We start from the raw sequence: 25,047 nt of genomic DNA on the forward strand, positions 1-25,047 counted from the left end.
ACTAAAATTGATATGTTTTTTGAAGAACAAGATAAAATTGAATTTTAGGAGATTCATCTAACAGGAAATGTGGATAAATTTAAAAATTTCTTGAGGAAATTTCGTTTGAAAATCAGTAAATAAATATCCTCTTTCTGATCGACGAGGTAAATTTTAAATTCTTGATGCACTAGAATGGGGGATCAGACATCCAGCAGAATTGCTAACTGAACGCGTTTCTAGACCAGAAGGGGTACAAGACTTTAGAAATGTACAATATGAGTCCCCTAATTTAGTCTCGGTTTCTATGCTACTTTCTGGACTCCACAACATTGGAGATAAGCATGAAAGGAAAGTATCAAGAATTGTTCATGATGAACAAAGTGAGTTTGGGCAATACTTGCAACAAATGTATCAATACTTCAAAGGTGTAAAGATACAAGATCCGCTTAATTTGTACCCTATAGTAGAGAAATCTGACATGTTCCCTGATAAATTGGAGTTCTCAACTTCATCTTCTTCGCCTCACCTTCAATTAGTTGATGTATGTATGTGGCTCCTGAAACAAAAGATTGATAACAATAAAGTAATACACGGAGTAGCTGTTAGACTTTTTAAAAACATTATCATTAGATCAACAATTTTTCATTTTAGCAGTGCTTTCCTCAGAGCTGAAGTAAATCACTATATGCAGCAATTAATGTCTATGCCAATCACTGAGAAAACCCTAAACCAAACAAGAACAGTAACTATAGAATTTGATGATGAAAGGAAAAAGAAACTAAACGATAATTGGTAATAAGGTCTCCGAGAAAGGCTAGCATGTCCATTTATAAGAACCCGTATTAGAATAATGGTATGGGATCAGTTTAGGGATTATTATGAAATCAGACGAGTTTTATAAAGTAATGCCAGTCTTAACAGACATGTTTAGCATTGAATGTTGAACAAGCTCAAATAAGCTTAATCTGTCAAAATGACTGATGGGGCTTATTTGAGCTAAAGATTATTTAACTTTCATCGAGAATATTTCTTTTAGTATGTTATTCACACTTTTTATTTCTTCACGACTCTTGTCATAAAGCATGATTTGTATCTTTTCTAAATCATCTCTTTGTTCATATTTACCATTTTCAGATTCAAATAATTGTATTGGATTTATATCCAAAGCAATTGATATTTTATCAATCGTTTCTAATGTAATATTAACGTTTCCTCTTTCAATTCTTACAAGATGCGCTTGCTCAATCGGTATAAGTTCTGCCAATTGCTCTTGAGTAAGATTCTTTGCCTTGCGATAAAATTTTATTTTTTTACCTACTTGCTGAAAAAGACTGGACATTAAACCACCTCTTTAACAGAGTAGGCTTGTCCACTATAGTTATGAAGATCACCATACTACATAATACCATTTGATTTTATGTGTTATAATACATAAAATTATTGTATATACTAAAAGTGGGGTGGCAGGACATGAACACATTACTTAAACAGCATGTTATTGAAAATGTCCTTCAATATAAAATGCGTGGAAAAGTTGCTTATCTAGGACATGTAGCAGCAACTGATGCTTTACAAATAACTTATGTAAAGCCATATGATCTTTCTTCTGGCAAGGGCTATCAACGTCCTGTAGATTCAAAGAGAGCAAACGATTTTGCTCTATATTTATCTAGAGGGGATAACTCATTGTTCACACCAATTCTTCTAAATGCAGAAGCAAAGTGGGATTTTGTGCCTTATGACAAATATAGACCTTCTTATGGAAGATTGCTTTGTAAAGAAAAAGCATCTTTAATGGATGGACAGCACCGTTTAGGAGGTATAAAGAGATATATCCAAGAAACGAATTCAGAAATAAGCATTCCTTTTCTTGCATTACATTATCTAGATGAAGATGAAGAGATAAGACTATTTGATACAATTAACACAAAAGCTAAGGGAATTGGAGTTTCACTTAGTCGATATTTAAGAAGGCACTCTGATGATCTTAGCTGGGTAGCAACAGAACTAATTTTAAGAAGCGATAGCCCTTTCTATAATATTGGGACTATTACAGGAAAAAGAAATGCTGGTCGTCATGTAACCTTACAAAACTTATATAGAATTCTGGAATTGCTTACGAGAGATGTTCGCGTCTCTAGTTTGACTAAAGAAGAAAAATTGATGCTTTGCTTATTTTATTTTAATGCTCTTAAAGAGAATTTCAATCAAGAGTGGATGGATTATAAGGAATATCGTATTACACATATAGTATGTCTAAATGCGCTTGCTATTGCAGGGTCCGAAATATTTTCTAAAGTTGTCTTCGAAGACAGAAAGCAAATTGATTACAATCGCATTATAAAATATGTGAAGAAATTGAGAAAATTTGATTGGTCTTCTACAGGAATGCTTAAATATATTAAAGGTTTAAGTGGTTCAAAGGCATTAGCTTCAGATTTAATGGCGTATATGGTTCCAGAATAAATAATAAAACTTACGCGTAGCCTTTTTTTATGTATATTAAAGAAGCATCAAAAAGAAGCCTCGCTGAGAATGCATCCCGCGGGGCTTTGTAGTTTCACGTAGTTTTAAATTCGAACGCACGTACAAAAGAAAATTAAATACGGTATATACAAACTGGCTAGGAAATTATTCGTAAAATGGGTCATCCTTTTCTTCTCTAATCGCTTCATTTTCATATGATGACGCAAGTTGTCGAAGAGTACCAGCTAGTCTATGATAGCCTCGGATTTCAATATCATCGGCCTGTTGTTTATACCTTGCAGCTAGTTGTCGTTCTTCCTTACCTCCACTACTGGAATAGACACCTCGTGAGTTGAACAATTCAATTTGGAAACCCTCACGCATTTTTTTTGAGTCCTTATCATTAAGCAGCATTGCAGCAGATTCGTGTATCCAAAGACCATTTGGATCGGCAGGCGTGTATACTAATACCTTTCCAACCATGGAGTAAGCAACCTCAAGGTGTCCAGACTCAGTCGCAAGCTGTTTTACTTCTTCGGCCCATTTTACTAAAACGTCACCATGAAACAATCCTTGCTGATCCATTCCAGGTGGTGTCTTCCAAGTTTGCAGTAATCGGTATGCATTTGTAGCTATATTACTCTTCTCTTCGGAGACTTCTTCCTTACATTGTCCTTCGTACTTGGATCGGAAAACTATGCTAATTACTTGGCAATAAAAGGCGGGGTCGTTTGCCAACTGACGTTCAAGTTGTTTAGGTGAAGCTTGATTGTAACGATCAAGCACAGGAAGAAAACTCCACTCAATTTGAGCTAATTCATTTTTATCGCAGTTTTCGTCAGCCTGTAATACTTTGATAATCTCTACAATATGATAAACATCAAGCGATTGTGAACTGTCTTTGTTTTGCAAGACTGACTTCAATACACGGAAAGCTTGCGAACTATTTATGGTAACATTCTCATGTAGCAACTTATCTAAACATCTTATAGCTGAAGAAGGTCTGTTAAATTCAATTAAACGATCAATTGCCCACTCTAAATTTGTTTCCGCTTCGTAGGGGTTTACATTGGCCTTTAACCAATACTTCTCTTGATAATTACCTAGAAGTTTATTTACCCTTTCCCATGTCTCAGCGTGGAACGGGAGGTAGGCCAATAATTGACTAATTTGAGTTAATGTCCACTCTGTCATATTAAGTTGGTCTACCCAAGGCCATCCATTAGCACGAAATGCCCCCCATACATATCCAGCAACAAATTGAGAATATGCTTTATCGTCGGACTCAATCAACAGCGGAATTACTTTAGATTGAATGTCGCCTTCCATGATTAAACCAGAACTAATTCCAACGAATAAAGGTTGTTCAACTGATTTGGCAAATTCCAAAATTGAATCTACGCCACCGTACGAATATATTTCTATAATCGCAGTTTTTCGATTCTCCTCGATTTTCTTTCGTTGTTCTTCATAGTTTCCTACCTCTTCAAAAAGATTAGATTCATAATCATTGAAAAGCCTCTGATACAAATGAGTTGGTGCAATAGGTGCAACTCTTTTAGATATCATAACAAGTTTGTTTAATATATCATGGCTTAACGCCCACTGCGCTTCGGCATACTTTCTATGTTTAGTAATAAGTTGAGTAAGTTCATTCCATACCTTTAATCGATCAACCTCAGTTAAACCAAGCAATTCATCTGAATTTAGGTACTCTAATAACTGGTCAGCTGTTGGTTTAGGCAAGTCAGCAAGCCGTCCTATAAAGACTGTTAACTTAGAAATATCGCTTAAAGCTACTCTGAGTGTCAGCTCAGCGTATGTCTCAACTTGAAGCATATACTCATGAAAAGTAGTTTTGCTAGACCAATCATCAGGTATCCATTTTCGCCAAGATGGTTTGTGACTACCTGAAGATGTTTGCTGTCCACTTGGTAGTAAATCAAGCAGTAGATACCATGCAACCTTTGGAACTTCCCGTAGGAGTGTTTCAAGTGCCGTTCTTCTCACTCTCATACTTGCCGTTGTTTGTGGAAACCATGGCAAGAGTATTGTTGACAGTGAGCTAGAAGGACGATTGGACCAGGTTCCCCCAGGGTCCCGAATACTAAGCTCTCCCAAGACCACAATTACTCGTGTCAAGTATCTCTCATCCCATGCTAAAGTTTCCAAAGCCCAAAGTAATCCACTCATATAGTTCCAGCCTGTTAGTCCCTTTCCTTCTTGTAAGAACAATTTATCAAAGGGGTTGGTGGGGCTTGTAATAGAATGTTCAACGGCTTCCAGAAACTCGTCAGGGGCTGCTTCAGCTAGAAGTGGTAGTAGATCTTTAAGACTCGCCCAGAGTAACCAATTGGCATCTGCAAGAATTTCACGGACTGAATTTCTTGCTATTGATTCTGCCAAACCAGTCTTGCAAGATACTAAAGCTTCTGGATAACTTCCTAATAATGCTAGAGTCTCTGCAATCCCTTTACGAAGCAATTCAGAATTTTTCAAAGTCTTATTATAGATGGCAGAAATATGCCGAAGCTCTTCATCTAGCTCAAATTTAGGATCGATTTCAGTTAAAACCTCGATCGCAACATCTTTAAAGTGTTTTAAATGCTCTTCAAAAATCCGCGGGCCAAGTGCAAACCATCCTTCATAACGCATTACTACTTTCCAATTTCCTTCTCGAGTAATTAGGGGACTGCCCGGACGAAGTGAAATATCACGGATAACTCCGACCCAATCCCCGTAGGAGTTTCCCAGTATTTTTTCAATAGCTGCCTTATCTTCTTCACACTGCTCGGACCATGAGCCTAACATTTCTGCTATTGCTAGTTCAGCTGCCTCAGTTCCCTGAGCCCACTCAGGCATTAATGAAAGATGTTGGACGCATCTAAGCATAGAACTCAGGTTTCCATCACTTCTTTGCGCTATGTTGCGAGCTCGTTCCTCGTTATATCCTGCTTTTTCTAATGCATCTTTTATTTGATAACTTTTAGGATTAGGAATAGTAACTCTGTTAGGATGAGGTATCCCCCCAGGTCTACCACTGAATATAACAGAGTGTCTTCCTCTTTTAGCTCGTTCTAACAGCTTTGTTCCAACCTCTGTATCGTCAAGATCAAAATTAGCAACAAGAATATGTGCATTTCGAAGGGTTGTCATTACATTCCAAGCATCCGTATTTGAAATAACAAGACATTTACCAGAGATATCTAGCTTCGCATCTTCCTCTAATGACGCTATATATGCGGTAACAAAATCAGCTACTTGATCTGGGAGCAAAGTGTCGACCTTAAGTTGTGTCATATTCCCGGCAAAAAGTTCGTCTAATTTTTTACATGCCTCGCCTCTATTAAGTAAGAAAACCTCAGGTGTAAGAGGAGGGGGGTCACCGATAGTTCTGAGATCATTCCAGTGTTGCTCAGAGGTTTGTATGTATAAAGATGGAATGTTCATTTGCTCAGCAAGCCACGACTCTACAGCGGGGAAGTGGCGTAACCAATCAATAAGCTTAGTCCCATCTATAACTCGAACATCTGCCCATTCATTAGCTGCCCTTCGAGATTGAATCCAACTTGCCTGTGCCTCAAGCTTCCAAGTATGCTGCCAATCCCTTCTTCCTGAAAGTGGTGTAACAAAAACAAAAGTTGCTTGTTTTCGAACTTCTTGAGGAATAGCTGCCGTCAATTCTGTAAAGTCCAAAGTAGCCTTAGCACCGGCATGGTTACCAGTTCCTATTTCCCAATATGAAAGTCCCTCCGGAACAAACGGTTCGAAACTATATTCAGTGATCAAATACCCATCCGGCCCAGGTTGTCCAATGCTGTCCTCAAGTGGAAATCTACGCTCCTTAGGATATGGGGTTGAAACTGCAACTAAGCGCCAAATAAGTTCTACAATTTTTCCTTGTGCTATACGACTGTTCCCTCTAACCCACTCATCTAATTGGTTTTCATCAACTAGTACACCATGCATCCAATAGCCCCCTTTAATTTTTGAATGCTACTAAAAGGTCATTAAAAATAACAAAATGGCTCGTGCAAACATAGCACAGAGCCTAGCATGAATTAGTTGCTGAAATGATACAAATATACCATATTACGACAATCACCGTCTAATATAAATAACGTCTAGTTACTGATTTTCAAACGAAATTTCCTCAAGAAATTTTTAAATTTATCCACATTTCCAGTTAGTTGAATCTCCCAAAATTCAGTTTTATCTTGTTCTTCAAAAAACATATCAATTTTAGCAGCCAGCATTTTGCGCATCATTGTGATCTGATAATGCAGTTGACCTACTGCCGGGTTATTGACGTTATCTAAAATAGCATCCACGAACCTCATAGTTGGAATGTGTTTTTTTTTCTGTCCTAGTAAAATGAAATTGAGCATCAATACTATTAATTATCTCAATTAGTTTATCTCCTAGCTGATCAATTTTCCCAATACCCAGTTTATTTCCATGTAGTTCATGTTCTCCAACGGATTCAGCAAGGTGCTGTAATTCATAGGGGTACTTTATTGATTCCTCAATTACGATTACCCCTGTCCAAAAAAAGAGAGAATATTTTGCGGCGGAGCTTCAGACGTCGAAGACACGGTTAAAAACGAAAACGTTGAGGTTATTGTCGATTTACGTGGTGAGGCTACGGAGAGTGCCTATCCTACAAATGGCGTAGAATGGCTTCAGATACCGCTTGGTGACAATGCGGAAGGTCAACAAGATGAGCTATTTCAACAAGCTATAAATCACGTTGTAGAGGCTTATAAGAGCGGTAAAAAGGTTGGATTCCATTGTGGCGGTGGAAAAGGCTGTACTGGCGCTGTAGCAATTGGCACTTTGATTACTTTAGGTAAGAGCGAGAACATTGAGGATGCTGAAAGTTTGGCGAAAAGCATTCGCCCAGTTATTAATATTAGGCAACCTCAACGTGAGGCGCTTGAGAAGTTATTTAACAATTGATCTATTTGGCCCCTAGCAATATTTTTGCTAATAGGGTCTATATTATTTTTATGAATTAAAAAAATGCGTCCTTTTGTAAATTCAAACGCCCCTGTAATAAAACGATTCTGGAGGTAAAGTATGAATACCGAAGAAGTATGGAGATCATTCTACAGTCCTTTGCGCAATTTTATTATCAAACGCGTAAAAAATGACCATGATGCTGATGACATTCTACATGTCAGCTGAAAATAAAGTTTTAGACCGTGAAATAAAGTTTATAGACTGGCCGCAGCCGTTAAGCTCCCTCGGTATGATCTGATTTCCTCACGCAAGCTCGTCTATTCGCAGGATTTCATCCTTTAGATATCGATGATGAATGAAAGATAGTGAGATATATTTAGGGTGTTTAGGGTGTTTCGTTAAAAGGGCATGCGGGAATAGAGGTGGAGTTGAATCACCCAGTTCATTCCAATTACTGCACGTATTCTCCACGGTGCCCTTAGCGATTTTCACTCCCATGTCTCGACGGGTCAATAGCCCCTTCATTCCTTCGTCACATCTATCTAAGGGGTGGAGGTCGGTCTTTCTAACGGAATGGGTCGGAGCCCTTTTGTTTAACGTATCCCGATACTCCGTGCTTTCTTTGTCTCCTGCGAATACGCCAACTTGCGTGAGTTAAGGTCTATCTTAAGCTGCTAATGCAAAGATTTTTTCGGGGTTGTAAGCTTCATCACTACGAGCCATTCCTACTAAGAGTCGAGCTAGTTTTCCACATAGCTTCATGATAGACTTCATCTTTTTAAGCTTTTTCACCTGAACATTGTAGTGATGTAAGGCTTTAAATTCTTGGTTACTCATGACCATGCACATCGTAATTAAATAGAGAAAGTGACGCAGACGTGGACGACCTCGCTTACTGAGCTTCAGTTGTCCCTTCCATTTACCCGAGCTTGCTTCGGTCACATTGAGGCCTGCGTGACGAAGTAGAGCATTCCCGTGCGCATAACCTCGAAGATCTCCTGCCTCTCCTAAAATACCAGCTAGAGCAATGGCACTTATTCCAGTAATGGCAAGGATCGGATCTTACCTGAATAGGGGATACGTTCAACAACGCCTTTGGCCTCTTCTTCAATCCTCTGCAGTTGTTTGCATGCTAAGTCGTGCTCCTCAAGGAGCTGCTCTAAATGGAGTTTGTAAGCATGCGTTGCCTGCTTAGATCCAACAGTTTTCTTGGCAAGATCGATGAGTAGATGAGCTCTACGTACACCAGAATGCCTCTTCATGGATTTCTGCCATTCTTTAATGACATCTTCGGGACTTAATTTACATAGCTCAGTCGGGAGCGGAAAAAGCCGAAGGGTTAACAATGCACCCTTGCAGGTTAAGATTTTAAAGACTTGTCTCAGTTCAGGGAAGACAATGTCAACCCAGCGGTGGATCTGGTTAACGGCACTTACGAGTCGTTTAACGACCGTTTCTCGGTTAGCCATAAGCACTCGCAGCTCCTCGTACTCGGAAGAGTGGAAGCGGACAGGGGAGTAGTAGCCGTTTTTCACCATGTCGGCAATAACTAATGCATCTTTTTTGTCGCTTTTAGAGCGTGTATTGTCGCGGTTTTCTTTATTCTTTTTAACTAGATGAGGATTAACAAGTACGGCTTCAATAGCTTTGTTTTTGAGCCACCCGGCAAGGCTTAGCCAGTAATGGCCAGTCGGTTCCATACCAACGATAACTTGAGATAATTTAAATGAAGCTAGCAAGTCGCGAATCCAACGGTCGAGGGACTTGAAACCATCCTCGTCGTTACTAAACACTAAAGGATTACCAAGAGCAACACCTCGAAAGTTAACGCCCTGGCAACATGAGTCTCTTGAGCAATATCTACACCAACAACAATATGATGAAAGGTAATGTTTTCAATGAGTTGATTTTGCTTTTCTTGTGATTTAAACTTCATAGTAGAGCGTCATCCTGGATGATGGAATTAAAGGGCTTTTGACCCGTTGCGTACTTCCATCGTACAGAGGCGCTCGTTTTTTTACAAAGCTGAAATTTATCCATCTACAGGAATCTAACGGGAGTTTACGTTAATAACCCGTTGAAAGAAGAAGGTTTGTTTTTAAAGAGCATTGAATAAGAAAATGGAGCATTACAAATACATTCTATACTCGTGTGAGGTGAGCAAGCTGCCAATTGAGAGTAAAATTAAAGCCTTGCCTTGCTTAAGAAAGTAAGCTGTAATTTCAAATTCAATTTAAAGGACTCCTCTTTTCTATATTCGAAAAATAACCATGATCAAAGCAGCTAAAATTGCAATGACACTACTAGTACTGAAAGCCACCATAGGATCAAATGTCTGCCACAGGAACCCTGCTAGGACACTCGCTGGTAATGCTGCAATTCCAATCATTGCATTATAAGTGCCCATTGCTGTTCCACGCTGCCCTTCAGGTACGATATCGGCAATGTATGCTTTTTGTATACCTTCCGTAAACGCATAATAAAGTCCATATAATATGAACAATACCCAGATCCACACGACACTCTTCGCCATCCCGAAACCAAAATAAATCAATGCAAATATAATAAATCCAGAAATTAATACGGGTCGACGACCGATACGGTCCGATAACATTCCTATCGGCATGGAAAAGATGCTGCTGCTCAAATTTAATGCAAAAAAGGCTAAAGGAATGAGTGCGGGAAGCATGCCTACATCCTGTGCTCGTAGAGCCAAAAAGGCATCAGAAAAGTTCCCAACTGCAAATAAAGTAGATACTAGAGAGAAGAAAATAAAGCGGCGGTTTAAATTACGAAATCCTATCTTCGGAAGCGAAGTTTTCTTTGAATTTTTATCATGCCTTTTCTCTTTTAAGAAGAATACAATAAGAGCAACTGCAACGAGTCCTGGTATTACCGACAGCCAAAATACCAGGCGATAATTATCTGTATACATAGCAAGTACACCGAAAGCAACTAAAGGTCCAAGAGCGGCTCCGAATGCATCCATCGTGCGGCGAAACCCAAATGCTTTTCCACGTTCTTCTTTAGATGTAGAATCTGCGACCAATGCATCACGCGGCGAAGTGCGTATCCCTTTTCCAAAGCGATCGGAAAACCGAATCACAAGTACTTGAGCCCATGTACCACTAAGCGCGAAAAACGGCTTGGTAATATTGGATAAACCGTATCCAATAATCATTAAAAGCTTGTGTTTACCTATTCGATCAGTAATCCATCCAGAAAACAGTTTCAAGATGCTTGCGGTACTTTCGGCGATACCCTCAATGATGCCAATTGAGCTAAATTGAACATGCAGCACTGTTGTTAGATACAGAGGTAAAATGGGTACAATCATATTACTAGATAGATCGGTAAAAAAACTCACTAGCCCAAGAACAACAATAACCGGATTCATTCCGAATATTCCTCTTCTTTTTGATTCATATTCTGGCTCCATTTTGTCCCCCCAATGTTTTGGTCTTCATTTCCCCTTAGATCATAATCAAATTTCCAATATTAGTATAATCTTTCTTTCTCATAATCATTATAAACAGAACTAATGGCGTCCACTTTTTAAAATCAGTTTCGACATGCTAGTCTTTTCCTAAGTATGCATGTAAACAATGTAGCCCAGAGCATCGCTCTGGGCTGTTGCAACATTTCGTATTCATGATTTCATTTTAACTAGTGTATTTTCTTTTTATTTTTTCTAAAACCCACATTCCCATCATTCCTAAGGAGAAAACCAAGATGCCTAAAAATAGAATTTCTCCAATAAAGGGTACATTCATAAAGGAAACTAATACAGTTGAACCCACTAACGCAATCAGCCAATCTGCTCGACCAAACAATCCTTGAATTTTTTCTCCAACTATGATGGCAATTGCAGTTAATCCAACTATAAATGCCAGCAACATAACTAGTACAAGGAGTAATACAATGGGAATCCCAATGAGTGTTATAACCAATAACACCGAAAATGCGATGAGAATGAGACTGCTAAAAAAACCGACGTACAGCAGCTGACCTGGATTTTGTCGTGCACGATCTGAGAACGAATACATACGACCTTTACTAAGAAACACCGTCAGGACAGGAAGAATAACAAGCAATACACTTACCGCGAGCTGCAACAGCCAGGATCCGACAACCATACCTCCGCCGATCAGTAAGCTGTTTTTAGTTGCATTATCTAATGAGAAGTTAATGATTTCATCTGTAACAACTGCTCCATGCTCCTGCGTTATATTACCTCCGATTACTAAAATAAAACCCTTAATTTTTGCAGATGCTTTCAAATCCAGGTTTCCATTAATAAGAATAACCGAATCGTTTACCGTGCCTAAGATGGTCGCATTTCCCCCAACTACCACCACATCATCGACAATTTGATTTGCGGGAACGTTTGTGTCCTGATGTTCGAATAGTCCTTTGGCCATTGCGTTTGTCGGTAAAATGAAAAAAAGACCAGCAAGAAGCAGCACAAGATAAAACTTTATTTTCAAATCTAAATCCCCCTATGTTGCTTTCGTTTTTAACAACAGTTTTAAAGAAACACTAGAGCCAATGATGATGAGTAGTAAAAGAAAGGTTAGGCCTGTTAACATATAAGGATCAGATCCCAAAAAACCTCCAAATGCATAAATCAAATTAACCATGATCTTAACTCCAATGGAAGTCATTTTGAAAACAACTGTACCCATGAGTGCAAAAGCGACGACAATAAGAAGCAATGGAGTAAGAAGCGGAACTAAAAACCAATATCGACTCCTGGACGTTCCCGAGGAAGCTGATAAACTTATCGACTGTAAAACTTTGTCTTCCAACAAATCCGACACTTCGATGGCATGAAAGGCTGAAAATACTAGCTGTTTCATATCCATCAAATCACTTAATATTGCAGCACAATTCGTGCATTGATTGATGTGTTTTTCCACTTGTTCTCTTTCAATTTCACTTAATTCGTTATCTATAAATGCAGAAAGCAAGTCCTCTACATGATCTGTCACTTTACTCACCCATCTCCCGTTTCATTTCTTTGCGCAAAAGAAGTCTTCCCGCATTAATACGGGATTTTACTGTTCCAAGCGGAATTTTTAATATTTCTGCAATTTCGTCATACGTATAGCCATCCACATCGCGAAGTAATATAACTTCTCTGTGCTCTGGGCTTAGTGTTTTCAACGCTTCCTCGAGGGTCATTTGCCAATCTGTTCGATCTAAATTATTATTATTTGAAATATTGATTTCGATAAGGTCACTTGACACGGTATTCTCTTTTTTTCGCTTTTGAATCCGATCGTAGCATAGATTGGAGACAATACGAGTTAGCCAAGACGAAAAGGCATAGGCATGATCTAACTTTGACAACGCATAGAAGGCTTTAATAAATGCTTCTTGTGTAACATCCTCCGCCTCCATACGGTCTGAAAGCATACCATACGCAAAACGAAACACCTTTTCTTTATATTTCTTTACCAACAAAGCAAATGCGTCTTTATCACCGCTCTTTGCTTCGCCGATTAATTTATTTAATTCTAGATCCACACATAATCTTCCCCCCGTAATGCCCTCAATAAAAGACCTCTAAATTAATAAATCAAAAGTTCAACTTATTATTTTTAAAAAGCCGAAAAATTTCTAATAGCACAATATTTAAACTTACCCAAACACCACCAAATACGTATCCGGCTACCACATCGCTTGGATATTGAATGTCAAAATAAATACGACTGATGCCCACAAGAAACAAAACAGCTAGCACAATCAATAATGCGCTTGTTCTAATCCATGAGATGTGTACATGCCGAACAAAAAGGTACGCCGCGAATCCTAAGAACGTAATTGTAATTAATGTCTGCTCGCTTGGGAACGTATTGATAAGATTCTGAGGTCCTGTTCGATGAAACAACCTCCGCAGTCCTTCATCCCAAAGCTCACCACCCATCAACACAAACAATAGGAAGGACACTTCCAGTAAGCGGTCTTTTCCCTTTATCGTAATCCAGAGTATCGCCAGGGCGACAATTGTTAACAGCACCTCAAACGATGCTAAATACGCGAAGCGATTCATCCACACTGTCCAGTTTTCATCAAAAATGGCGTGTAAGATATATGAAGTAACCGCGTCAAAATCAGCAAACTCATTAGCTAAAAAGTCTTGAATTAAGCCTGCCATCACAATGAAGAGCGTAAGAAACACACCAAATGAAATTAAAACTAGAAACCTGACTTTTCCTAGCGAATGGAATGTTTGAACCCCTTTGTTAAGTCCTGCAATGGTCACATCGAACATTTGACTTCTATATCGCTTATACATATAAATCACGATGAAAATCACAACTGCGATAATCCCCGCAATTATTAAGTATTTGGTGATCGTGTGATGAAATTCTTCCCATTTAGGACCCAGGATTTTCCCCAGCGAAATAAATGTACCCGTCCATAAAAAAGCACCTGTACAAGCATAAAGCATATACGTTCGAAACGGCATACGGGTAACTCCCGAAAAATACCCTGTGAAATGACGGATTCCGGGGATATAGAAGGCAATGATTAGAAGTTTGTTTCCATATCGCTCAAACCACTCCGATGTTTTCTTAATCTTATCCGGCCCCAAATGAATCTTTGAGCCGTATTTTTCAAAAAAAGGGGTACCCAGCTTACAACCAATCCAATAGGATATCATCATTCCGAGGGAGGCACCAACGCCAGCCGTTAAGATACTTAAGCCCCAATTCAAATGCCCCTGAAAAATCATAAGACCTGTATAAGTCATTAGAACTTCCCCGGGCAATGGCAACGCAAGGAGTTCAAACAATAGGGCAATACCTAACACGTAGTACCCATATTGATCCATTAAATGTTGGATGAATTGAGTCATTTAAACCTCCATTACTGCTTTCGTTCTTCAAAGGACTTATTATTTTCGAAAAAGTTCAGATCACGCTTGTTAGTCTTTGCTTCCTTTAGAAAAAATACCCTTGAGTCTTATATGCCCAAGGGTAAGGTATTTAAGATTGCGGATTGGTTCGTACAACAGAGTTCTTCTTAGCAAGCCATTCGTAAAACATTGGAATCACAAGAAAGCTGTTAAAGGTTGACGTAATCATACCACCGATCACAACGATACCAAGGGTTTGAGAAATAACCGTTTCATTGCTGTGCGTTAACGCTAATGGCAATAAGGTCAGTACTGTCGTTCCTGCGGTCATAAAGATTGGACGCACTCTGGATAGGCTGCCTTGCATAATGGCTTCTTTTAGTGCCATACCATTCATTCGGTTACGTTCAATTTTATCGACCAACACAATACCGTTTGTTACGACAATACCCGTTAGCATCAGCACGCCAATCAGCGCCGCTAAGTTCCATTCGCCTCCAAACAGCAACAGCGATAGGACAACACCGCTCAATGCAAGTGGAATGCTCAATAACACCGAAAATGGTGCTCTCCAACCTTTAAAGACTGCGCTAGTTATGATCGTGATTAGTAAGATTGAGAAAGCAACTGCGATGGATATATCGGTAATCATTTGATTGACTTGTTCAGAAATACCACCAGTGGAATAAGTCACGCCATTTGGCAACGAAATACTTTTTAACTGTTGCTCAACATCGTTCGACACTTTACTAATATCTTTCGAGGTAATTTGCGCAATAACAGTAGAGAACGGCAGGCCATCCCGATCCTGAATAGAGGAAGGCGCTTGGTCAGGTGCAAAAGTTGCGATTTGGTCAATGCGAATTTTTTGACCATCTTTCCCTGTAACTGTCTCAGCAGAAAGCGCGGCAAGCAAATCGGTTGGTGTAGCATTGTCTTTAGTTACACGATACACATACATATCAGCTGGGACTAACTTATGATCTACCTGAACATTAAAGTCCTTCCCGCCGGTCATGTACTGCCCAATAATTTTCGTAACATCATTTACATTTGCTCCAGCTTGTTCAATCTTATTTTGATCAAGCGTAATTGCATACTTCGGCGTACCGTTTGTTAAATCGGTCGCCCCTTGCACACTAAGACCCTGAATATCTACGAGCTTGCTTCTCACAAGCTGCGCCGCGCTTTCCAGCGTTTTCTGATCGGATCCTGTCAGCATGATTTTCATCTGCGAATCATCGCCAGATGTATTTTGATTAGTAACTGTGTATACAACTTGCTTATTTAATGCGGGCAGCGTTTTTTGTAAATCTACAATAACAGTATCTAAATTGTTCTTATCTTTCACTGCAACCGACATATTTGCTACGTTTGGCTGCTGAATATAACCGCCACCTTCATCGAACACATCATCGGAAGTTGGAGTTCCTGATGAACCGAAATTTGCTGAATAAGAAGCAACATTTGTATTGGTCTTCAGCACATTTTCTACTTTTTGAACTTCCGCATCAACTTGTGGAATGGAACTTCCCTTTGGTAATTCAATTTGAATGGCCACTCCTCCTGATTGAGCGGACGGTAGAAAGTTCACTGGTAATGTACTTGCAAAGATAGCCGCGACAATAAAGATAATCAACGATATTGAAGCAATCCATTTTTTATGAGTAAAAGCAAATCGAAGTACCGGTTTCATCATCGGCTCAAGCGTGACAGATTTATTGACTTCATTTCTCCAGCCCATATAAGCAAATGCCGGAACAACAAGCATGGCAACAAAGAAAGATACAACAAGAGCTATAACAACGGACCATGCAAATCCGGAGAAGGATGCACTGATGATACCTCCAACCATGGCAATCGGTACATAAACAGCAACTGTTGTTGCGGTCGAAGCAAAAATAGCTGGAAGCATTTCATGAACAGCAGATACCAATGAATGAAGAGTTGATTCGTTTTGTTTCTTTTCCTGATACTTTCGATACATGTTGTCAAGAATAACAATGGAGTCATCCACAATTCTTCCCATGGCGACAATAAGACCAGAAACAGTCAAAATGTTAAGCGTAATGCCCATGGCTTTTAGAATTGCAGTTGTACCAAGCAATGAAATCGGCAACGATACAGCAATAAGCAACGTAGAGCGTACATTACGAAAAAAGAAAAATACGCATAGCATCGAGAAGACACAGCCTAGTAGCCCTTCACGAACAAGTCCAAGGAGAGATGTATTTAACTCATGTTCACGATCCAGCATCGTTGTGAGCGAAACATCACCATTTTTAATAGACGTTATTTGCTGAACACGATCTTTTACGTGCTTTGCCACGTCAGTGATATTTGCCGATGGCGTTTTTAGAACATCAAAGAGAATACTTGCTTGTCCGTTTGTACGAGATACTGTTTTTACATCTGTAAGTGAATGGGTTAAATCGGCTATGCTAGAAAGCGGAACACTTATGCCCTGTTTACTTTTTACCGGGATGTTCTTTAATTCTTGATCCGACAGGTTCCAACCATTAACCGTCAGCTGAAATGAATCTTTACCATTCGATACTTTACCGGATGACCAATTGGGTAACGCGGCAGAGAGTGATTGGTTAAGATCATCCATTGTTAAGCCACTCTTCGTCAAATCCTGGAACCTAACGTTTAGAACGTAACCATTATTGGCTGCACCCGTCACATGTACATCTGCGACGCCTGGAACTGATTTTAATTGTTTCGAGATATCTGTTGCGACCGTTGAACGAAGCTGCGTATCATCAATTTTGGAATTGTTAGATGCTAGGCTATAGCTGAGAATAGGAAAAGAGCTCGTTGTTACACGTGTTACGACCGGAGCTCCAACATCTGACGGTAAATCTACACTGGTTAGAGCTTGTTTGATTTGGCTTTCTGCCTGTTTCATGTCAAAATCCATCGGATAATACAAATTCATTAAAAGCCCGCCGTCATACGAATTCGTCTCGATATCTAATAAACCGTCAGATGAGTGAATCGCATCTTCGACGAGAGGCGTGACATTTTGTTTAATTCGATCTGCTTGGTAGCTTGAAGCGCGAACTGAAACAAGAAGTGTCGTATTATTAATGCCTGGCAGATAATCTCGCTGCATTTGGAAAGCGGATATGCCTCCCCAAGCTAGAATAAGAAACATACAAACAATAACCAGAATAGCTCTTTGCATTGAACCTTCAATTAATTTCTTCACTTGAAACATCTCCTTCTTTATTTTTGTCATTTATAGATTGAAGGATGGAAATACCACTAAAACACAATACGGCGGATCCCAATTCACACAATAGTATTTTTTCAAATACCGGTTGATTGTTTTGGATTGTCAAAATGTATATAAGAATACCTAAGCTGACTAGCGAAAGATTCAATAGTATTTTTTGCATTTTGATCTCCGCCTCTCTTTCTTAATTATTTTTAAGTGAAAAGACAGGTTACTTATTTAAAAAGTTCATTAGTTATAAATAAATTTCAATCTATACTTTTTTGACTCCTTTGCTGTTTCCCCACACTTTTTGCTCTACTTTCTCATAAATACCTATGCCATAATTCAGACACTTCTGAGCCAGAAGTGAGCGGGCAAATAGACGATGAACCAGTATCGCAGTTGTAAAGCCTATAAATGCTCCCGCGACAACATCGGACGGATAATGCACACCTGTCCAAACCCTGGATAAAGTAATAAATGAAGCAATAATTAGCCAAGCGATTCCTTCTCTACGTCGGAATAACCAAATCGAAGTCGCAATCACAAATGCTCCTGTTGCGTGGTCACTCGGAAAAGAAGCGTTCGCCGCATGCTGGACTAATTGAATGACATGATGAGTAACAAATGGACGATCCCGATAAAAGAATGTTGATAGAATCCCCCCAACACCTAAGGCAGTACATGCTGAAATTAAAGCTTGTACAACCATCCTCCGATTTTGATTTGTCCTTGTGAACCAATAGATAATCATGGCAAGGTAAAAAAGATACTCTGCGTCTTGAGCCAAGAAACGCATAAATGGATTTAAAATTGTTATGGATGCCGCCAAATTATTAATGAATTGAAAACCTTCAAGATCGATTTGAAATATGCTCAAATTGAATACCTTCTTTCTTTTGTTCTAAATACAAAATTAAAGGACTGGACTATATTAAGAAAAGTTCATCGAGTTCTTAAAATATTAATTAATATTTTCACGAAAAAAAAGCCGGTCGGATTACCCGACTGACTATAACAATTCGTGGAAAATAAAGTTTTAAACTGCAGTTAGCGTTAAGCTAACGGGAGATTACGTTAATAGCTTCAAGTAAAAGTAGGATAACGTAGAATTATCATTAATATGAAATGTACTAATAATCGTGGATTTGGAAATGAGGGGATGTCATGTAGTTTAGAGGGACAATTACCGAGCAGGCGTATAGAAGAGAATTACAAGCTTCAAGAAATCGTCTTTTCGATGATGTATCCGTGCTAAGGTTTTTGGACATTATCAGAAATATCTTTCCATCAATGAAGACAGCATACATTTTATATTGGACACCCGACAGGGGGAAAATAAACAAGCGAAGAGATTATTGATGGTGAAATTATACGTTTACTTCAACAATAGGGGATGTATACCCGATTCTCCCTCCTCACAGGGCATATCTATTGCCTATTATCTGCTAGGTTTCCATTATTGAATGGGAACTAGCATTAGTAGTTCCTATCCTCTGTTCACTTCTTATCAATCCAAGTCAATCAGATGTCCTAAAGTCCAACACTTGAAAAGTAAGTATTAAACAATGAAATTTGTTATTACATATCATTCCATATTAATCGTTTAATGCACTAAGACTAAAATGTCACTTTGTAGTTACTATGTAACTACAAAGTAAGTACTTTTTTTATACTAACTTTTGACTCATAATGGCTCTTGTGGCTGGTGCTGATCTTACTGTTTTGGTTAGCATCTGAACGAGCAAGTATAATTACGGCTTCCGACTATGTGATTGATGGCGGAGTCATAAAAAATCGTAAATGAAAAATTAATTTTTTTACAAATAAAAGGAGATGTAATGATATGGGGATTTTTGATGGTAAAGTAGCAGTTGTAACTGGAGGGACTAGCGGAATCGGTCTAGGTGCAGCACAGATGTACGTTAACGAAGGAGCTCATGTCTTCATAACAGGACGGAGACAAGCAGAACTCGATGAGGCATTGAAACTGCTCGGGAAAAATGCAACGGGCGTTCAAGGTGATATTTCCAAATCAGAAGACATCGACAAACTGTTTGATACCGTTAAACGTGAGAAAGGTAAGGTGGATTTTCTTTTAGCAAATGCAGGCTTAGGCTCACTCGTTCCGCTTCTAGAAGTTACAGAGGAACATTACTACAAAACATTTGATGTCAACGTAAAGGGAACCCTGTTCACAGTTAAGAAGGCATTACCTCTGTTCCCAAATCAAACGGGTTCTATTATGGTTGTAGGTTCTTTGGCGGCATCTCCAGCTTTCAGTGTGTACGGGGGGACAAAAGCAGCTATCAGACAAATGGTGCGTAGCTGGATTCAAGAATTAAAAGGCACGCAAATTAGAATAAACGTAATTCAACCAGGATTTATTAATACACCTGCATATGAGCAGCTGTTCGGAAAAGAGGCATTACCTTTAGTTTTAGAAGGAATGGCAGAAAAGACACCACTTGGCAGAGTAGGAACATCGGAAGATATCGCTAAAGCTGTTAAATTTCTTTCCTCCGATGACAGTGCATATATTAACGGAATTGATTTGACTATAGACGGCGGAGCCAACCAATTTTAAAAGAATCGGAAATTCGGGTAACCCGAAAAACAAGGTTAGCCTTACTATACATTTGCTCATGAAGTTTTTTCATCTTGGACAAATTCATGCCATTAAGCTGCTGTTGCAGCGGAGTATGCAGTAAATAAGTGAACTAGAACGACAGCAAGAAACATGCCTTATAAGAAGTTAAGTATCTAGCCGACTTCGTTGTAATAGCCAGCCCCGTTGTACCTGGTAGTATCATTCGGGTGGACGATGAGTTAGCTTTATTTCTAATCAAAGAGAAGCCCAATTAAGAAAAAACCTTCATATTATTTGCGGATTTTTTAACTTATTTTATATTGGGGACGAAAATTGCTTATATAGTGTATGACACTATATATAAAACTACTAAAAAACAATTGAAGCGGCGTTGTCTTTACCTTTTCTATCACAGAAAGAACCAAATCCTTATCCAAAGTGGCAAAGTATTTGAAGGAAGACAAGACATATAACTTTAGTTGAAAACAATCATGGAGCAGTTAGCCGGGGACGGCGCTGCTCCTACTGCCATTATGTTATGAACGGATAGGATAGCTCAATGAACTCTACAGAATGCCGCGGGGATTGAGTAATTTTAAAGATTACAAAACGGACGACCAATACCAATAGAGAAGGATAGACGTGAGAAAGAGATCCACAGAGTGCGTGTCAATGACAATAGAAGTAAAACATACCAAGGAACACTTGTTTAATTGTATTTGTGACGAAGCCGCATTTAGTGCGGGGCGTACACCCTTATTGTATTGTTGGATTCTTGACACGGGGACATTTTATTCTCTAAAGTCTTCGGCTAAAATCAAAAAACGCGCCTGAACCATAGTAGTTTAGCGCGTTTTTTTGGGAAGAATACGGTGTCAGGACGGAATATTCATAGCGGTCTGAATATTTTTCAGATCGAGCTGAATTTGCTCAGGAACATGGTAAGGATGGTATAGCCCCCGCTGCATCATGTAGTTCGTTATCTTTTCATGGGAGTCTATAGCTTCGTCGAGCTGTTTCATCAAAATTTGCTTGATTTCGGGGGTGGCACATTCCGTTACGGCCATGGCGTAGTTTCTGACTCCGCTCTTGGCATTCATCAAAAAATCCATTGCGATAACCTCGTCGGTTAGCGTATGAAGCCCTGTCATGTGTTCTACTATTGTGTTCATGTTTTATCTCCTATAGGGTCACTTTAGACAGCACTCCGCCGAGCTCCTGAAGCTGCTGCTGTGATAATTGCACGTCTTGCTGCAAAATTTGTATGAGCTCCGGGTCGGTTACCAGAGCTTGCATGGTTTTAGATTTGGTCATGCAAACGGTCTTGAACGCAGTTATTTCATGAACCTCCAGCATCTCATGCAAGGTGTAATTGGAATTCATTTGGAATGTCCTCCCATTTATTCATCCATATTCAAGGTTTTAAGACGACTTTGATACAATCGTCCGTTTTCGTATCGAACACTTCATAGCCGCGCTTGGCCTCGCTGAGCGGAATGACGTGCGTAACAACGTCTCCAGGGTCCACTTTCCCCGACGTAACCAACTCGTACATATACGGCATATAATGAATGACCGGAGCTTGTCCGGAACGGATATTCACGTTGCGCTGCATGATGTCGCCGAACGGGAATCCGTTATAGCGTCCGCCGTATACCCCAGTGACTTGGATGGTGCCGCCTTTGCGTACAGCCTGAGACGCAATGATAAAGGCGCTCATGGTGCCGCCTTGCAGTTTCAAACCGCTGGCTAGAAATTCGAGATCGCTCATCTTGCCGTCCATTCCTACCGCATCAATCACGACATCGGCGCCGCCTTTGGTCATTTCCTTGAGATTGTTGCCGATATTCTTATCCTGCTCGAAGTTTACGATTTCAACATGGTTCGTTCGCTTCGCATGCTGTAAGCGGTAATCCACATAGTCAACGGCGATGACCCGCTTTGCTCCCTTCAGCCAGCAGAACTTCTGGGCCAGAAGTCCGATCGGACCGCAGCCGAGCACGATGACTGTATCTCCATTCTTGACACCGGCATTATCTACGCTCCAGAACGCCGTCGTCATGGTATCAGCGATCAAGCTTAGCTTTTCATCCGGTTGCTCGCAGTTTTCAGGAATCTTGAAGTGGGTGAAATTAGCGAACGGAACTCGTAAATACTCGGCTTGCCCCCCAGGATAACCACCGGTCGTTCCGGAGTAGCCGAAATATGCGCCCATATCCCCGTGTTCGTTTGAGTTGTCGCATTGGCTTTCCAACTGATTCTTACAATAAAAGCATTCTCCGCATGCAATGTTGAAAGGGATGATCACCCGGTCGCCTTTCTTTACCTTGGTCACTCCAGGGCCTACTTCTTCTACGATCCCCATCGGTTCATGCCCAATGACATAGTTCTCCTGAAGGTTAGGGATCATGCCGTGAATCAGGTGAAGGTCCGACCCGCAAATGGCGGAACTGGTGACTCTTACAATCATATCGTCCGGTTTCTCAATCTTCGGATCTGGCACCTCTTTGACCACGACATTTTTAATCCCTTGATACGTTACCGCCTTCATGCTTTATGTCCTCCAATATGTTCATCTGGGGTCCGATCAAACATCCCTTTACGCGACGTATCACCTGGGAACAAATTCATCTGCCCGATCATCACCGTATTTTTCGCCGAAAGCTGGTCGAGTTGGTACTGTTCGTTCAGTTCGTAAGGATGGAACCATTTTTTGCGAATCATGAGCTCCGTGATTTCTTGGTGCATTGCAATCCCTTGCTTAAGATGATTGCGTAGCAGCGCTCTTACATCCGGAGAAGCCGTTTCCGTAAGGGCGATGGACAAATTTCGCACACCCTCCTTGGCACGAAGAAGGAAGTCCATTGCAAAAGTCATATCTGCCATTTCCGGCATATTTAATGAATTGATCGGGTCTAAATAATCCGTATTCATTTTTGTCCCCTTTAATGTGTAATAGGTGTAGGGCTATTCGGAACAGGCGCTTGGAAAGGAGCTCTTGCGTAGATAACTTGCAGCTCGGCGATCTGTTGTGTGGTTTGAATTACGTCTTTCTGCATTAACGCTTTTAGCTCTTGGTCAAAGACCAAGCCTTGCATAAGTTTTGACTTAGCGAGGCAGAGCGTTTTAAAGTTTAACGCTTCATGCAGTTCCATCGATTCGTGCGGCGCTAGCGTTGGCGTATTCATTAAGAAATTATCCCCTCCTTTTTTCATCAAAGTTAGAATTACCTACGCATCGGATCTTATACTAAAACGGAAATGTGGGGTCCGAATATTCCCATGTAGTCGTAAGAATATAAACAAAATCTCAACCGTATACTTATTTCTGTTTAAGTTATTAATCTTTGCTCAAGGAAGGAGGACTTACCTTGCCCAACGAAAAAAAAATTGATCTAGAAACCGAAAATGCAAGAAAACCGGCGGAAGGTGCACTTCACTCGAGCGGCAATACGCTTGAGCAGCATGCATCTAACGCGGTTTCAGAGGCGCAAACGGCTTTAAATCAGGCCATAAGCTCGATAAGTGAATCTAATGCGGCAACAAATTCACAAGCTTTGGAAACGGCTCGGCAGCAATTGACCCGAGCTGAGGAATTTTTAGATCAAGCACAAACTTCAGCAAACGCATTACGTCTGCCGGATCAGCACAGCGAATCATAAGAAGCGAAAGGGAGGCCCTTAAGGGGACTCCCTCTTTCTTTTGTTTCCTATTATTACGGGTTGGTTGTTCAAATGCCGACATTCTTCGGCACCACGCGTGGCGGCAGCAGGAGCACGGCCAGCGCAAACTGGGCGACGTCTTCGGGGCATAGCCCCACATATAGGAACGTGTCGTACTGGCTGCGCGTTCTTTTGTTTTGACGTTTCCACTCGTGTCATGGTTCCGAAGTAGATCACGCAGAACGCTCGAGTCATCAGGAATGTGAGGAAAATAGTTGCCCACGACCAAAACCAGTTCCAACGAACATACCGAATCAGATCTGTATATTGTACGAGCAGCACCTCAACTATCGTCAGTACAGTAGCGAATAATACGTAATAGCCGAATTGAATCCAGCCACTCCGATGGCTCGGATAATACGCGTTAAACACCGCGCAAGTCATCGGGTAGGCCATATATTCGTAGGTGAAGCTCGTCCGGCTAACATCGGCAAGCTCCCTTACGGGATAGGCGAGAAGTTGAAGTTCGACCACGGCATGACCAAAAAAACACGTAATATACTGTTTGAACAAAAAAGCGATCATCGCTAATCGACGTTTCTGCCGCGGGATAATGAGAATCAATAACAATGAAAGGATCCACACTGAAACGATAATGCCGTATTGCAGCAGCAAACTCATCGCTCGCTCGCCTCCTTCCTGAAAACTATGCGGTTTCTAAAGAACCAGCTCGCTAGGCCGTGGACGGATAGGAATATAATCGATAACACGATCGCCATCAAACTCCAGTGAAAACGTACATAATCCACCAAGTCGGTATATGCGGCTAGCAACCCGTCAATTAAGGTGAGCAGTGAAATCCAGGCGGCAAAGTAAAAACACTTCGTCAACTTATTCGAACGAGGTCTGAAGATATAATAAAGTCCGCTCGCAACAGGCGTCCACACCACTTTGAACGTGATATTCAAATCCGAAGCTTTGGGAAATTCACGCAACGGGTAGGCCACCAAATCAAAGTGAACGAGCAGCATCTCAACCGCCCATACCATAGCCTGACACGCAAGAAAGCACAACACAAATTCATGAGCTTTTGCTCTTGGAACAAGAAAATAGATGGTGGTTATACAAACAAACCAGACTAGCAGCAATAAACTTCGTTCGATGTTCATGGCCATAGCTTGTACAAGGAAGGAGACTCCTATGTAAGTGTACTTCTTTTTATTCATACTTTCGTGGGCGGTGATACTTAGGCAAAAAATACAACACCGTTTACTCGTTGTCCGTCATAGATTAGAACT

General features: G+C 40.3%; 23 protein-coding genes and 1 pseudogene. 5 read left to right on the forward strand and 19 right to left on the reverse strand.

Features of this window, described 5'->3' with window-relative positions; translation table 11 throughout:
* The first annotated feature begins 199 nt into the window (after positions 1–199).
* Entirely contained in the window at positions 200–778 is a 579-nt protein-coding gene (locus AC3WTJ_RS34810) for a hypothetical protein (protein WP_492526079.1), read from the forward strand.
* A gap of 207 nt (positions 779–985) precedes the next feature.
* Here the strand turns inward: AC3WTJ_RS34810 and AC3WTJ_RS34815 are convergent, their stop codons facing one another.
* Positions 986–1,321: a helix-turn-helix domain-containing protein gene (locus tag AC3WTJ_RS34815; RefSeq protein ID WP_492526081.1), complete on the reverse strand. Its 336-nt coding sequence runs from the start codon at positions 1,319–1,321 to the stop codon at positions 986–988.
* Between the two features lie 131 nt (positions 1,322–1,452).
* Here AC3WTJ_RS34815 and AC3WTJ_RS34820 point away from each other — a divergent pair, with 131 nt between their 5' ends.
* Positions 1,453–2,448 carry a DGQHR domain-containing protein gene (locus AC3WTJ_RS34820; RefSeq protein ID WP_492526083.1) on the forward strand — a complete coding sequence of 332 codons (996 nt, stop codon included), beginning with the start codon at positions 1,453–1,455 and terminating at the stop codon, positions 2,446–2,448.
* 165 nt (positions 2,449–2,613) lie between these two features.
* Here the strand turns inward: AC3WTJ_RS34820 and AC3WTJ_RS34825 are convergent, their stop codons facing one another.
* Both AC3WTJ_RS34825 and AC3WTJ_RS34830 read right to left on the reverse strand, forming a co-directional pair.
* Positions 2,614–6,417 carry a hypothetical protein gene (locus AC3WTJ_RS34825; RefSeq protein WP_492526085.1) on the reverse strand — a complete coding sequence of 1,268 codons (3,804 nt, stop codon included), beginning with the start codon at positions 6,415–6,417 and terminating at the stop codon, positions 2,614–2,616.
* Between the two features lie 155 nt (positions 6,418–6,572).
* Complete coding sequence (locus AC3WTJ_RS34830) at positions 6,573–6,779, reverse strand: hypothetical protein (RefSeq protein WP_492526087.1); 207 nt, start codon at positions 6,777–6,779, stop codon at positions 6,573–6,575.
* A 229-nt stretch (positions 6,780–7,008) separates the two neighbouring features.
* On the opposite strand from AC3WTJ_RS34830, the gene AC3WTJ_RS34835 reads away from it, so the two are divergent.
* Positions 7,009–7,407, forward strand: coding sequence for a protein-tyrosine phosphatase family protein (locus AC3WTJ_RS34835; RefSeq protein WP_492526175.1), 399 nt, complete (start codon positions 7,009–7,011; stop codon positions 7,405–7,407).
* A 669-nt stretch (positions 7,408–8,076) separates the two neighbouring features.
* Here the strand turns inward: AC3WTJ_RS34835 and AC3WTJ_RS34840 are convergent.
* From AC3WTJ_RS34840 to AC3WTJ_RS34880, 9 genes and pseudogenes are all read right to left on the reverse strand, one after another.
* Positions 8,077–9,346: pseudogene (locus tag AC3WTJ_RS34840) on the reverse strand (IS110 family RNA-guided transposase).
* Between the two features lie 315 nt (positions 9,347–9,661).
* The gene (locus tag AC3WTJ_RS34845; RefSeq protein WP_492526089.1) at positions 9,662–10,849 is read right to left on the reverse strand and encodes an MFS transporter; all 1,188 of its coding nucleotides are present in this window, start codon (positions 10,847–10,849) and stop codon (positions 9,662–9,664) included.
* A 223-nt stretch (positions 10,850–11,072) separates the two neighbouring features.
* Positions 11,073–11,897: a hypothetical protein gene (locus AC3WTJ_RS34850; protein ID WP_492526091.1), complete on the reverse strand. Its 825-nt coding sequence runs from the start codon at positions 11,895–11,897 to the stop codon at positions 11,073–11,075.
* Positions 11,898–11,909: 12 nt separating this feature from the next.
* Positions 11,910–12,401 (reverse strand): anti-sigma factor family protein, encoded by a 492-nt coding sequence (locus AC3WTJ_RS34855; RefSeq protein ID WP_492526093.1) that lies wholly within the window; start codon positions 12,399–12,401, stop codon positions 11,910–11,912.
* Between the two features lies 1 nt (position 12,402).
* Positions 12,403–12,939 carry an RNA polymerase sigma factor gene (locus AC3WTJ_RS34860; RefSeq protein ID WP_492526095.1) on the reverse strand — a complete coding sequence of 179 codons (537 nt, stop codon included), beginning with the start codon at positions 12,937–12,939 and terminating at the stop codon, positions 12,403–12,405.
* A 52-nt stretch (positions 12,940–12,991) separates the two neighbouring features.
* Positions 12,992–14,275, reverse strand: coding sequence for a VTT domain-containing protein (locus tag AC3WTJ_RS34865; RefSeq protein WP_492526097.1), 1,284 nt, complete (start codon positions 14,273–14,275; stop codon positions 12,992–12,994).
* A 130-nt stretch (positions 14,276–14,405) separates the two neighbouring features.
* Entirely contained in the window at positions 14,406–17,489 is a 3,084-nt protein-coding gene (locus tag AC3WTJ_RS34870; protein WP_492526099.1) for an efflux RND transporter permease subunit, read from the reverse strand.
* Positions 17,473–17,679 carry a hypothetical protein gene (locus AC3WTJ_RS34875; RefSeq protein WP_492526101.1) on the reverse strand — a complete coding sequence of 69 codons (207 nt, stop codon included), beginning with the start codon at positions 17,677–17,679 and terminating at the stop codon, positions 17,473–17,475. The genes AC3WTJ_RS34870 and AC3WTJ_RS34875 overlap by 17 nt, the downstream gene beginning before the upstream one ends.
* A 90-nt stretch (positions 17,680–17,769) precedes the next feature.
* A complete protein-coding gene (locus tag AC3WTJ_RS34880; protein ID WP_492526103.1) occupies positions 17,770–18,378 on the reverse strand; it encodes an undecaprenyl-diphosphatase in 609 nt (202 codons plus the stop codon).
* Between the two features lie 966 nt (positions 18,379–19,344).
* Between AC3WTJ_RS34880 and AC3WTJ_RS34885 the strand changes: the two genes are divergently transcribed.
* On the forward strand, positions 19,345–20,085 hold the full coding sequence (locus tag AC3WTJ_RS34885; RefSeq protein ID WP_492526105.1) for an SDR family NAD(P)-dependent oxidoreductase: 741 nt from the start codon (positions 19,345–19,347) through the stop codon (positions 20,083–20,085).
* Between the two features lie 878 nt (positions 20,086–20,963).
* Here the strand turns inward: AC3WTJ_RS34885 and AC3WTJ_RS34890 are convergent.
* From AC3WTJ_RS34890 to AC3WTJ_RS34910, 5 genes are read right to left on the reverse strand one after another with little or no spacing between them, the layout of a single operon-like run.
* Entirely contained in the window at positions 20,964–21,260 is a 297-nt protein-coding gene (locus tag AC3WTJ_RS34890; RefSeq protein WP_492526107.1) for a spore coat protein, read from the reverse strand.
* A gap of 10 nt (positions 21,261–21,270) precedes the next feature.
* A complete protein-coding gene (locus tag AC3WTJ_RS34895; RefSeq protein ID WP_492526109.1) occupies positions 21,271–21,471 on the reverse strand; it encodes a hypothetical protein in 201 nt (66 codons plus the stop codon).
* A gap of 31 nt (positions 21,472–21,502) precedes the next feature.
* Complete coding sequence (locus tag AC3WTJ_RS34900; protein WP_492526111.1) at positions 21,503–22,639, reverse strand: zinc-dependent alcohol dehydrogenase; 1,137 nt, start codon at positions 22,637–22,639, stop codon at positions 21,503–21,505.
* Entirely contained in the window at positions 22,636–23,022 is a 387-nt protein-coding gene (locus tag AC3WTJ_RS34905) for a spore coat protein (RefSeq protein ID WP_053376866.1), read from the reverse strand. The genes AC3WTJ_RS34900 and AC3WTJ_RS34905 overlap by 4 nt, the downstream gene beginning before the upstream one ends.
* An 11-nt stretch (positions 23,023–23,033) precedes the next feature.
* On the reverse strand, positions 23,034–23,276 hold the full coding sequence (locus AC3WTJ_RS34910) for a spore gernimation protein GerQ (RefSeq protein WP_492526113.1): 243 nt from the start codon (positions 23,274–23,276) through the stop codon (positions 23,034–23,036).
* Positions 23,277–23,458: 182 nt separating this feature from the next.
* Here AC3WTJ_RS34910 and AC3WTJ_RS34915 point away from each other — a divergent pair, with 182 nt between their 5' ends.
* Positions 23,459–23,749, forward strand: coding sequence for a hypothetical protein (locus tag AC3WTJ_RS34915; protein WP_492526115.1), 291 nt, complete (start codon positions 23,459–23,461; stop codon positions 23,747–23,749).
* 18 nt (positions 23,750–23,767) lie between these two features.
* On the opposite strand, the gene AC3WTJ_RS34920 is transcribed toward AC3WTJ_RS34915, so the two are convergent.
* The gene (locus AC3WTJ_RS34920) at positions 23,768–24,430 is read right to left on the reverse strand and encodes a CBO0543 family protein (protein WP_492526117.1); all 663 of its coding nucleotides are present in this window, start codon (positions 24,428–24,430) and stop codon (positions 23,768–23,770) included.
* Complete coding sequence (locus AC3WTJ_RS34925) at positions 24,427–24,918, reverse strand: CBO0543 family protein (protein WP_492526119.1); 492 nt, start codon at positions 24,916–24,918, stop codon at positions 24,427–24,429. Before AC3WTJ_RS34925 ends, AC3WTJ_RS34920 begins: the two co-directional genes overlap by 4 nt.
* Between the last annotated feature and the right edge of the window lie 129 nt (positions 24,919–25,047).

Source organism: Paenibacillus sp. FW101-FHT12H11 (genome assembly GCF_058790355.1).